Raw genomic sequence first — 9,933 nt, forward strand, 5'->3', positions numbered from 1 at the left:
CCCGGCCGGCCGCGCCCGCCCCGGCGGTACGGCGCGACGCGGTGGCGGGCGCGCCTCAGCGGTAGAGCGCGGGCCGCTCGATCATGTCGACCACCACCCGCTCGCCGGTGGCCTGGGCGAGCACGCCCGCCTCGCACACCGCGGCCGCCGCATAGCCGTCCCAGCAGCTGGGGCCCTCGACCTCGCCGCGCAGGGTGGCGTTCACCCAGCGCTGCACCTGCCGGTCGTAGGCCTCCTCGAAGCGCTCCACGAAGCCGGGGGTGATGGCGCCGCCCCAATGGCCCGCGGTGTTGGTGAACACCCCGTGGTCGTCGCCGATCCTGGCGGTGCCGCCCTCGCAGACCGCCTCGCAGCTGACCTGGTAGCCGAAGCCGCAGTTGACGAAGAGTTCGGTGTCCACGACCTGGCCGCCCGCGGTCTCGAAGAGGATCAGCTGCGGGTCGCTGAGGCCCTCGGGCGCGTTGCCGGTGGGAGCCGGGCGCAGCACGCGGACCGCGGTGATCTCCTCCTCCAGCAGCCAGCGGGTCACATCGACCTCGTGCACCACCGAGTCGTTGATCATCATCGCGTTGGTGAAGCCGGGCGGGGTGTCGGCGTTGCGGTGCTTGTTGTGCAGCATCAGCGGACGGCCGTAAGTGCCCTGGTCCAGAAGGGACTTGAGGGCGCGGTAGTCGGCGTCGTAGCGGCGCATGAAGCCCACCTGGACGCGGCGGTGGCCGAGCGCCTGCTCGGCCTCCAGGACGCGCAGCGCGGAGGCGGCGTCCGGGGTCAGCGGCTTCTCGCACAGCACGGGCAGATCGCGCGCGAAGGCGTCCAGCAGCGCCGCCTCGTGGGCGGGGCCCGGTGAGGCGATCAGTACGGCGTCCACCGCGGGGTCGTCCATGGCGGCGGCCGGGTCGGTGTACGGGGTGCACCCCTCGATGCCGTCGGCGAGGTGCTTGACCCGGTCGGCGTCGATGTCGGCCACTGCCGCCACCCGGGCGCCGCTGATCACCTCGTTGATCCGGCGTACGTGATCGGCGCCCATCCGGCCGGTGCCGATGACCGCCACGCCGAGGGTCTGCTGCAGGCTCATCAGTTGTCTCTCCTTGGCTCGGTGGAGGTGTCAGGCGCCGCAGGAGCGCAGGAACCGGCGGGTGCGCTCGGCGATCGGGAACGGCTGGTCGGGCGGGCAGGGGTACATGTCCTGCTCGACGATGGCGAAGAGGTCGACATTCAGTTCCTGGGCGGCCTCCAGGACGGGCGGCAGCGCGGGCACACCGAGCGGCGGTTCGCACATCACGCCCTGCTGGACGGCGGGCCCGAAGGGCGTGCCCTTGGCGACGACCTCGCTGAGGATGTCCGGGTCGACCTGCTTCAGGTGGAGGTAGCCGATCCGCTCGCCGTAGGTGCGGATCAGCTTGACGCTGTCGCCGCCGCAGTAGGCGTAGTGGCCGGTGTCCAGGCAGAGGTTGACCAGATCGGAGTCGGTGACGTCCAGGAACCGCTCGACATGTTCCTCGGTGTCGATATGGGTGTCGGCGTGCGGGTGTACGACGATGTCCAGGCCGAATTCGTCCCGTACCCGCTTGCCCAGCCGCTCCATACCGGTGGTCAGATGCTTCCACTGCTCGACGGTCAGCTCGCGCGGCTCGATCTCCTCGGCGGTCTTGTCGTCCCGCCAGAAGGACGGGATGACGACGAGGTGCCCCGCGCCCATCGCCTGGGTGAGCGTGGCAACCTCGGAGACATGCGCCCAGGTCTTGTCCCATACGGACGGGCCGTGGTGCATCGAGGTGAAGATCGTGCCGGCCGAGACCTTGAGGCTGCGGCGGGCGATCTCGTCGTGCAGGACGGCCGGGTCGGTGGGCAGATAGCCGTACGGGCCGAGCTCGATCCACTCGTAGCCGGCCGTGGCGACCTCGTCCAGGAAGCGCTGCCAGGGGACCTGCTGGTCGTCGTCGGGGAACCACACTCCCCATGAGTCGGGGGCGGAACCGACGCGAATACGGTCCAGAACGGGCGGGGCGGCATGGGGATGGGACATGCTGCGGCTCTCCTCTCACCGGTCGGCGGTGACCGGGAAGGCGCTGGGGTGGGGTTGTGGGGCACAGCCTCTCTGCCACCCCGGGGAGTGTCAAGACTTCGTCCTGACATAAGGACTTAAGGACTTTGTAACTCAGGGCGTGCGCCAGGGGCGTGCGCCAGGCGGGTCAACTCCCCCGGCCGGGCGGGCCCACTCCTTACCGTCGTCTCGTCGTCGTCCGAATTCCGACCACCTTCCTCCTTGACGTCAGAATGTAAGGACAAACTATTGACAGGGTCTGACCCACACCGTTAGACCTTTCCTCAGAGCCGAACCCGCCGAACCCGCCGCGCCGGCCGACCCGAAGGGGCGCACATGACCGAGCCGTACGACCTGATCACCATGGGCCGCATCGGAGTCGACATCTATCCGCTCCAGACCGGCGTGTCACTGGCCCAGGTGGAGACCTTCGGAAAGTTCCTCGGCGGCTCCGCCACCAATGTCGCGGTCGCCGCCGCCCGGCTCGGCCGCCGTAGTGCCGTGATCAGCCGCACCGGCCGCGACCCCTTCGGCGACTACATCCACCAGGCGCTGCGCGACTTCGGCGTGGACGACCGCTGGGTGACCCCCGTCGACGCCTACCCGACACCGGTCACCTTCTGCGAGATCTTCCCGCCGGACGACTTCCCGCTCTACTTCTACCGCCGCCCCAAGGCCCCCGACCTGGTCATCCGCCCCGAAGAACTCGACCAGGAGGCCATCGCGGCCGCCCGGATCTTCTGGGTCACCGGTACCGGACTGTGCGAGGAGCCCAGCCGCAGCGCCACCCTTGCCGCGCTGGAGGCCCGCGCCGGAGCGTCGCCGGGCGCCACCACCGTCTTCGACCTCGACTGGCGGCCGATGTTCTGGGGCGGCGAGGGCGGCGCCTCCGGGGACGGCGGCGCGACCGGCGCCGCGGCGATGGCCACCGCCCGCCCGTACTACGAAGCCGCCCTGAAGCACGCCACCGTCGCGGTCGGCAACCTCGACGAGGCCGAGGTCGCCACCGGACTGCGCGATCCCAAGGCCTGCGCCCAGGCCCTGCTGGACATGGGCGTCGAACTCGCCGTCATCAAACAGGGCCCCAAGGGTGTGCTCGCCGTCCACCGCGACGGCCGCACCGCCGAGGTCCCGCCCACCCCCGTCGAGGTCGTCAACGGCCTGGGCGCCGGCGACTCGTTCGGCGGCTCGCTCTGCCACGGCCTGCTGGCCGGCTGGGAGCTGGAGCCGATGATGCGCTACGCCAACGCCGCCGGCGCCATCGTCGCCTCCCGTCTCGCCTGCTCCTCCGCGATGCCCACGGCCGACGAGGTCGAGGCGTTCCTCGCAGGCCGGTGACGCCCCCGGCCGTGCCCCCGCGGCCACCCCGCCCCACCTGTGCACTCAAGAAGGTGAGTTGAGCCTTGACCCCTCGGATCAGTGACCTCGCGACGCTGCGGGCCCGGCACCCCGAAGCCGTCGCGGAGGCCGCCGCCCGCCGCACCCGTCGCCCGCTCCTCGGCGACAGCGGCCGGCTGATGATCGTCGCCGCCGACCACCCGGCCCGCGGCGCGCTCGCCGTCGGCGACCGGCAGCTCGCCATGGCCAACCGCCTCGACCTGCTCGAACGCCTGGTCCTCGCGCTGTCCCGGCCCGGCGTGGACGGTGTGCTCGCCACCGCCGACATCCTTGAGGACCTGCTGCTGCTCGGCGCCCTCGAAGGCAAGGTCGTGATGGGCTCCATGAACCGCGGCGGGATCGCCGGCGCCTCCTTCGAGATGGACGACCGGTTCACCGGCCACCGCCCCCAGGACATCGCCCGGCTCCGCTTCGACGCCGGCAAACTGCTGCTGCGCATCGACTACAACGACCCCGGCTCGCTGACCACGATGGAGACCACCGCCCGCGCCATCGACGCGATGGCCGCGTTGGAACTGCCCACCTTCGTCGAGCCGTTCCTCTCCTCCCGGATAGAGGGCAAGGTCCGCAACGACCTCAGCCCCGAGGCCGTCACCCGCTCCGTGGCCATCGCCTCCGGCCTCGGCGGCACCTCCGCGTACACCTGGCTCAAGCTGCCGGTCACCGACGACCCCGACGCGATGGCCCGGGTCTGCGAGACCTCCACCCTGCCGACCGTGCTGCTCGGCGGCGACATCGGCACCACCGTCCAGCACCAGGAAGCCGCCTACGAGAAATGGCGCAAGGCGCTGCGGCTGCCCACCGTGCACGGCCTGGTCGTCGGCCGCTCCCTGCTCTACCCTGCCGACGGCGATGTCGCGGCCGCCGTGGACACCGCCGTAGGCCTGCTGTGAACGCCGCGATTTCCGCAGGAGACTCACGACATGAGCACTGAATTCCATCTGAAGGCCGGAGCTGCGGCACAGGGCCCCTACGCCCTGGACATCGATCCGAAGCGGGCCGGCTGGGGCTACTCCTCGCTGCGCGTCCTCGACCTGCCGCCCGGTGGCCACCACTCCTTCGCCACCGGCGACAGCGAATGGATCGTGCTGCCGCTGTCCGGCGGCTGCACGGTGCTGACCGACAGCGGCGAGACCCTCGAACTGGCCGGACGCGAGAGCGTGTTCAGCGGCGTCACGGACTTCGCGTACGTACCGCGCGACGCCCATGTGCAGATCGCCAGCGGCGCCGGCGGCCGCTTCGCGCTCACCGGCGCCCGCTGCGAGCGCCGCCTCCCCGCCCGCTACGGCGCCGCCTGTGACGTCCCCGTGGAACTGCGCGGCACCGGCAACTGCTCCCGCCAGGTCAACAACTTCGGCGCGGCCGGCACGTTCGAGTGCGACAAGCTCATCGCGGTGGAAGTGCTCACCCCCGGCGGCAACTGGTCCTCCTACCCGCCGCACAAGCACGACACCTGCCGCCCCGGCGAGGAGTCCGAACTCGAAGAGATCTACTACTTCGAGATCGCGCCCGCGCACGGCAAGGAAGGCGTCGGCTACCAGCGTGTCACCCCCTCCGGACACGGCCGCGGCACCGACGTACTGGCCGAGGTCCGCAGCGGCGACGCCGTCCTCATCCCCGACGGCTGGCACGGCCCGTCCATCGCCGCCCCCGGCCACGCCATGTACTACCTCAACGTCATGGCAGGACCCGGCGAAGAGCGCGAGTGGCTGATCTGCGACCACCCCGACCACGGCTGGATCCGCGCCACCTGGCCCGACCAGCCCGTCGACCCCCGCCTCCCCCTCTACCAAGCGCCCGCAGGAGACGCCCGATGAACGCCCCGACGACGCGCCGTCTTACGGTCGCGCAGGCCCTGGTCGAGTTCCTCGCCCACCAGTACACCGAGCGGGACGGCCGGCGGCACCGCCTGATCAACGCCTGCTGGGGCATCTTCGGCCACGGCAATGTCGCCGGCATCGGCCAGGCCCTGCTGGAGTCCCAGGAGGCGCTGCCCTACCTCCAGGGCCGCAACGAACAGGCCATGGTGCACGCCGCCGTCGGCTACGCCCGGCAGTGCGACCGGCTCTCCGCACAGGCCGTCACCACCTCCATCGGCCCCGGCGCCACCAACCTCGTCACCGGCGCCGCGCTCGCCACCGTCAACCGCCTCCCGGTCCTGCTGCTGCCCGGCGACACCTTCGCCACCCGGCCCGCCGACCCCGTCCTCCAGCAGCTCGAAGTGCCCTACGCCGGCGATGTCACCGTCAATGACGCGCTGCGCCCGGTCTCCCGCTACTTCGACCGGGTCACCCGCCCCGAAGCGCTGATCCCCGCCGCCCTCCAGGCCATGCGGGTGCTCGCCGACCCCGTCGACACCGGCGCCGTCACCCTCGCGCTGCCCCAGGACGTCCAGGCCGAGGCGTACGACTGGCCGGAGGAGTTCTTCGCCGACCGCGTCTGGCGGGTCACCCGGCCGGCCCCCGAGCCCCACTCCCTCGCCGACGCCGTACACGCCATCCGCGGCGCCCGCCGGCCGCTGCTCATCGCCGGCGGCGGCGTCCACCACAGCGAGGCCGAGGACGCGCTGCGCGCCTTCGCCGACACCACCGGCATCCCCGTGGCCTCCACCCAGGCCGGCAAGGGCTCACTCCGCCACGACCACCCCGCCGACATCGGCGGCATCGGCCACACCGGCACCGCCACCGCCGACGCGCTGGCCCGCGAGGCCGACCTGATCATCGGTGTCGGTACCCGCTACACCGACTTCACCACCGCCTCCGCGACCCTCTTCGCCGCGCCCGGCGTCCGCTTCCTCAACCTCAACATCGCCCCCTTCGACTCCCACAAGCTCGGCGCCACCTCCCTCGTCGCCGACGCCCGCGCCGGACTCGAAGCGCTCACCATGGCGCTGTCCGAACACCGCGTCGACGCGGAGTACGAGGCCGCCTACGGAGCGGCGAAGGCGGACTGGGAGCGCCGGGTGGATGCCGCCTACGGCGCGGAGGACGAGTCCGTGCGCCCCTCCCAGACCCAGGTCCTCGGCGCCCTGGACGCCCTCGTCGACGACACCGACGTGATCATCAACGCCGCCGGATCCCTCCCCGGTGACCTGCACAAACTCTGGCGCGCCCGGTCCCGCAGGCAGTACCACCTGGAATACGGCTACTCCTGCATGGGCTACGAGATCCCCGCCGCGATCGGCGTCCGGCTCGCCGCCCCCGACCGGCCGGTGTGGGCGCTGGTCGGCGACGGTACATATCTGATGAACCCCACCGAGATCGTCACCGCGGTCCAGGAGGGCATCCACATCAATGTCGTCCTCATCCAGAACCATGGCTATGCCTCGATCGGCGGGCTCTCCGAACAGACCGGCGGCGAACGCTTCGGGACGGCGTACCGCTTCCGGGCGAAGGACCGTACGTATACGGGCGCGCCGCTGCCCGTCGATCTCGCCGCCAACGCCGCCTCGCTCGGCATGCATGTCATCCGGGCCGCCACCGTCGCCGAGCTGCGCGCCGCGCTCGCCGAGGCGCGGGGCGCGAACCGGCCCACATGTGTCTATGTCGAGACCGAAACGGCCGACACTGTGCCGGGCGCGCCGCCGGCCCAGGCCTGGTGGGATGTACCCGTTGCCGAGACCGCGACGCGTCCGGCGGCGGTCGCCGCCCGTGAGGCGTACGACCGGCACGCCGCCGGGCGCCGCCGCCACCTCTGACCCCTGATCGAAGTCGTCACCCCAGAAAGGCCCTCGCATGAAGACCATCAGCCACTGGATCGGCGGCAAGCCCGTCGAGGGCGTCTCCGGCAACTTCGGCCCGGTCTACAACCCGGCCACCGGCGCCCAGGAGAAGCAGGTCGCCTTCGCCTCCGTGGACGAGGTCGACGCCGCCGTCACCGCCGCCAAGGAAGCCTTCAGGACCTGGGGCACCAGCTCCCTGGCCAAGCGCACCTCGGTGCTGTTCAAGTACCGCGAGCTGGTCGACGCGCACCGCGACGAGATCGCCCGGCTGATCACCGCCGAGCACGGCAAGGTGCACTCCGACGCGCTCGGCGAGGTCGCCCGCGGTCTGGAGATCATCGAGCTGGCCTGCGGTATCCCCGAGAAGCTCAAGGGCGAGCTGTCCACCCAGGTCTCCACCCGCGTCGACGTCTCCTCGATCCGCCAGTCGCTCGGCGTGGTCGCCGGCATCACGCCGTTCAACTTCCCCGCGATGGTGCCGCTGTGGATGTTCCCGCTCGCCATCGCCTGCGGCAACACCTTCGTCCTCAAGCCGAGTGAGAAGGTACCCAGCGCCGCCTTCAAGCTCGCCGAGCTGGCCGCCGAGGCGGGCCTGCCCGACGGCGTACTGAACATCGTCAACGGCGACAAGGTGGCCGTCGACGCCATCCTGGAGCACCCCGGCATCGCCGCGGTCTCCTTCGTCGGCTCCACCCCCATCGCCCGCTACATCCACACCACCGGCACCGCCAACGGCAAGCGTGTCCAGGCGCTGGGCGGCGCCAAGAACCACATGCTGGTCCTCCCGGACGCCGACCTCGACCTGGCCGCGGACTCCGCGATCAACGCCGCCTACGGCTCGGCCGGCGAGCGCTGCATGGCCATCTCCGTCGTCGTGGCCGTCGGGGAGACCGCCGACCCGCTGATCGGCAAGATCAAGGAGCGCGCCGACAAGCTGCGGATCGGCCCCGGCGACGACCCGGCCTCCGAGATGGGCCCGCTGATCACCAAGGTCCACCGCGACAAGGTCGCCTCGTACGTCACCGGCGCCGCGGCCCAGGGCGCCGACGTCGTCATCGACGGCACCGGCTACACCGTCGAGGGCTACGAGGACGGCCACTGGCTCGGCGTCTCCCTCCTCGACAACGTCACGCCCGAGATGGACGCCTACCGCGACGAGATCTTCGGCCCGGTGCTGTCCGTGGTCCGCGTCGAGACCTACGACGAGGCCATCGCGCTGATGAACAACTCGCCGTGGGGCAACGGCACCGCGATCTTCACCCGGGACGGCGGCGCGGCCCGCCGCTTCCAGCTGGAGGTCGAGGCCGGCATGGTCGGCGTGAACGTGCCGATCCCGGTGCCGGTGGGCTACCACTCCTTCGGCGGCTGGAAGGACTCGCTCTTCGGTGACCACCACATCTACGGCAACGACGGCGTGCACTTCTACACCCGCGGCAAGGTCGTCACCACCCGCTGGCCCGACCCGTCCGACGGCGGCATCAACCTGGGCTTCCCCAGCAACCACTGACGGACGTCCCTGACCGGACCCCCGGACCCCCTGCCGGCCCCCCGCCGGCAGGGGGTCCGGCATGTCCGGGCCGCCGACCGGGACATGCCGGACCGGTACGACAAACCCCAGGTCCGGGGTGAGAACACGGCCCTGCTCGTTGCTACCGTGCTCCCTCGCAGAGCACCGACATCACCGGGGGACGAAATGCCGCAATCCATGGCGCTCGCCAAGGGCGCCCGCATCACCGGCGGGGCATTCTGCCTGCTGTTCTTCCTCTTCTCGGCCTACTGGCTGGCCGTCGACCTCGGTGAGTTCGGCGTCGACGGCCTGTGGGCCTCCTGGACCGGCGACCGCGTCCCCGGCACCAACCAGGTCACCGATCCCCTCCAACTCGGCCTCGCCTTCTTGCAGTTGGCCGCGGGCATCGCGGCCTTCGCCGGACGGCGGGCGGCCGGCGGCCTGCTGGCCGTGGCCACCACCGTCACCTTCGCCACCGCCCTCCAGGCCCTGGTGAGCGTCGGCAACCACACCAGCGACGACCGCTGGTTCCGGAACGCCGAGAGCGCGACCTCGACCTTCGACGGTGTCTTCCTCAGCAGCCTGGCGCTGTTCCCGCTCACCCTCGTCGCCGGCATCGTGCTGCTCGCCGGAATGCGCTCCTGGCCGCGCCCGGCCCCCAGCGACCCGCCGAAGCGGCCCGGCAAGGCGCCCGGTGTGATCGGCGGCCTGGTGCTCGCCGCGATGGCGCTGTGCTACCTGGCCTATCACGGCTACATCCTGGTGCAGGCGGGCACCGGCTCCCTCGACATCTACTACCTCGGCCACGGCGCCCTGCTGTCCCTGCTGGGCCTGGCCCCCGGCTGGTACGCGCTGGTCTTCCTCCTGCTCACCGCGCCGGCCGCACTCAACAGCCTGATCCGCGGCGCCGCGGCCCGCGGTCTGGCCATCGGCCTGGCGATCGTCCTGCTGCCCGGCGCCCTGCTGTCGTTCATCGCGATGGCCGGCCACGGGACGCTCTTCAAGCTCAACGACGCCATGCCGGGCCTGAGCCTCCTCAACAACATCCAGCTCCTGGTCGACCTGCTCGGCTCGCTGGCCCTGCTCGCCCTGATGGCCCGCGGCGAACCGGTGGCCCCCGCCTGGTACCCGCCGGTCCAGGCTCCGCAGTTCGCCGCCCCCGGCTTCGTCCCGCCGGTCGGCCCCCAGGCCCCGCCCGCCTGGCAGCCGCCGGTCGGCCCGGTGCCCCCGTTCAGCGGCCCGCCGATGCCGCCGGCCGGTGCC

8 protein-coding genes are annotated in these 9,933 nt (G+C 71.6%); 6 read left to right on the forward strand and 2 right to left on the reverse strand.

What is annotated here, in order from left to right:
- Positions 1 to 55: 55 nt before the first annotated feature.
- Together DY245_RS36280 and DY245_RS36285 are read right to left on the reverse strand one after the other, a co-directional pair.
- Complete coding sequence (locus DY245_RS36280; RefSeq protein WP_128511351.1) at positions 56 to 1,075, reverse strand: Gfo/Idh/MocA family protein; 1,020 nt, start codon at positions 1,073 to 1,075, stop codon at positions 56 to 58.
- A gap of 30 nt (positions 1,076 to 1,105) precedes the next feature.
- Positions 1,106 to 2,026 (reverse strand): sugar phosphate isomerase/epimerase family protein, encoded by a 921-nt coding sequence (locus DY245_RS36285; protein ID WP_128511352.1) that lies wholly within the window; start codon positions 2,024 to 2,026, stop codon positions 1,106 to 1,108.
- A gap of 354 nt (positions 2,027 to 2,380) precedes the next feature.
- Here DY245_RS36285 and iolC point away from each other — a divergent pair, with 354 nt between their 5' ends.
- From iolC to DY245_RS36315, 6 genes are all read left to right on the forward strand, one after another.
- Positions 2,381 to 3,382 carry a 5-dehydro-2-deoxygluconokinase gene (gene iolC / locus DY245_RS36290; RefSeq protein WP_128511353.1) on the forward strand — a complete coding sequence of 334 codons (1,002 nt, stop codon included), beginning with the start codon at positions 2,381 to 2,383 and terminating at the stop codon, positions 3,380 to 3,382.
- 65 nt (positions 3,383 to 3,447) lie between these two features.
- Entirely contained in the window at positions 3,448 to 4,335 is an 888-nt protein-coding gene (locus DY245_RS36295) for a Cgl0159 family (beta/alpha)8-fold protein (protein WP_128511354.1), read from the forward strand.
- 30 nt (positions 4,336 to 4,365) lie between these two features.
- Positions 4,366 to 5,259, forward strand: a complete 894-nt coding sequence (iolB, locus tag DY245_RS36300) for a 5-deoxy-glucuronate isomerase (RefSeq protein ID WP_128511355.1) — start codon at positions 4,366 to 4,368, stop codon at positions 5,257 to 5,259.
- Entirely contained in the window at positions 5,256 to 7,139 is a 1,884-nt protein-coding gene (gene iolD / locus DY245_RS36305; RefSeq protein ID WP_128511356.1) for a 3D-(3,5/4)-trihydroxycyclohexane-1,2-dione acylhydrolase (decyclizing), read from the forward strand. Before iolB ends, iolD begins: the two co-directional genes overlap by 4 nt.
- A gap of 37 nt (positions 7,140 to 7,176) precedes the next feature.
- A complete protein-coding gene (locus DY245_RS36310) occupies positions 7,177 to 8,670 on the forward strand; it encodes a CoA-acylating methylmalonate-semialdehyde dehydrogenase (protein ID WP_128511357.1) in 1,494 nt (497 codons plus the stop codon).
- 186 nt (positions 8,671 to 8,856) lie between these two features.
- Positions 8,857 to 9,933 (forward strand): hypothetical protein (locus tag DY245_RS36315; RefSeq protein WP_181924031.1); only part of this gene is annotated, 1,077 nt, incomplete at its 3' end.

The organism is Streptomyces inhibens, from assembly GCF_003389455.1.
GTDB lineage: Bacteria > Actinomycetota > Actinomycetes > Streptomycetales > Streptomycetaceae > Streptomyces > Streptomyces inhibens.

What these genes read in the sequence shown, in the direction of transcription:
- DY245_RS36280 (WP_128511351.1), bottom strand. Translation starts at nt 1,075, where the DNA reads ATGAGCCTGCAGCAGACCCTCGGCGTGGCGGTCATCGGCACCGGCCGG.
- DY245_RS36285 (WP_128511352.1), bottom strand. Translation starts at nt 2,026, where the DNA reads ATGTCCCATCCCCATGCCGCCCCGCCCGTTCTGGACCGTATTCGCGTC.
- iolC (WP_128511353.1), top strand. Translation starts at nt 2,381, where the DNA reads ATGACCGAGCCGTACGACCTGATCACCATGGGCCGCATCGGAGTCGAC.
- iolB (WP_128511355.1), top strand. Translation starts at nt 4,366, where the DNA reads ATGAGCACTGAATTCCATCTGAAGGCCGGAGCTGCGGCACAGGGCCCC.
- iolD (WP_128511356.1), top strand. Translation starts at nt 5,256, where the DNA reads ATGAACGCCCCGACGACGCGCCGTCTTACGGTCGCGCAGGCCCTGGTC.
- DY245_RS36310 (WP_128511357.1), top strand. Translation starts at nt 7,177, where the DNA reads ATGAAGACCATCAGCCACTGGATCGGCGGCAAGCCCGTCGAGGGCGTC.